The sequence below is a fragment of the Mesorhizobium sp. M0626 genome, assembly GCF_040320665.1.
GTDB lineage: Bacteria > Pseudomonadota > Alphaproteobacteria > Rhizobiales > Rhizobiaceae > Mesorhizobium.
This window is the reverse complement of record NZ_JAMYQD010000065.1, coordinates 1-530: the sequence shown is the minus strand read 5'-3', so window position 1 is coordinate 530 and position 530 is coordinate 1. Positions and strand designations below refer to the sequence as shown.

At 64.3% G+C, this 530-nt stretch carries 1 protein-coding gene; it reads left to right on the top strand.

Going from position 1 to position 530, the window contains the following annotated elements; genetic code table 11:
* The coding region (locus NKI37_RS31885) for an ATP-binding cassette domain-containing protein (protein ID WP_352794670.1) at positions 1-530 on the top strand (530 nt) is incomplete at both ends.

Below are 530 nucleotides of genomic sequence, written 5' to 3'. Positions count from 1 at the left end.
CCGCTGCCGGGCGCCGACAAGAATTCGCGGCCGCTGATCTCTATCCCCGGCCAGTTGCCGCTGCCGCATGAGCGGCCCAAGGGCTGCAATTTCGGGCCGCGCTGCCACCATTTCGTTGAGGGCGTCTGCAATGCCGCCGAAATCCCGATGATCGAGGTCGCCGGTCACGAAGGGCATTTCTCGCGCTGCGTGCGCTTCAACGAGATCGACTGGGAAGCGCTGCCGCCCGGCGCCAAGAAGGTCAATGAGAAGGTCGTGCCCGGCGCGCCGGTGCTCAAGATCGAGGATTTGAGAAAATACTACAAGGTCGGCGGCAGCGAAGTGTTCGGCTCCAGCGAAGGCCGCGTGGTCAAGGCCAATGAGACGATCTCGTTCATGGCGCGCGAATCCGAGACCGTCGCCATCGTCGGCGAGTCCGGCTGCGGAAAGTCGACGCTGGCCAAGGTCCTGCTGGGGCTGGAGACGGCAAGTGCCGGCACAGTGACGCTGGGCAACAAGGAGATCCAGTCGACCGGCATCGAGAAGCGCAG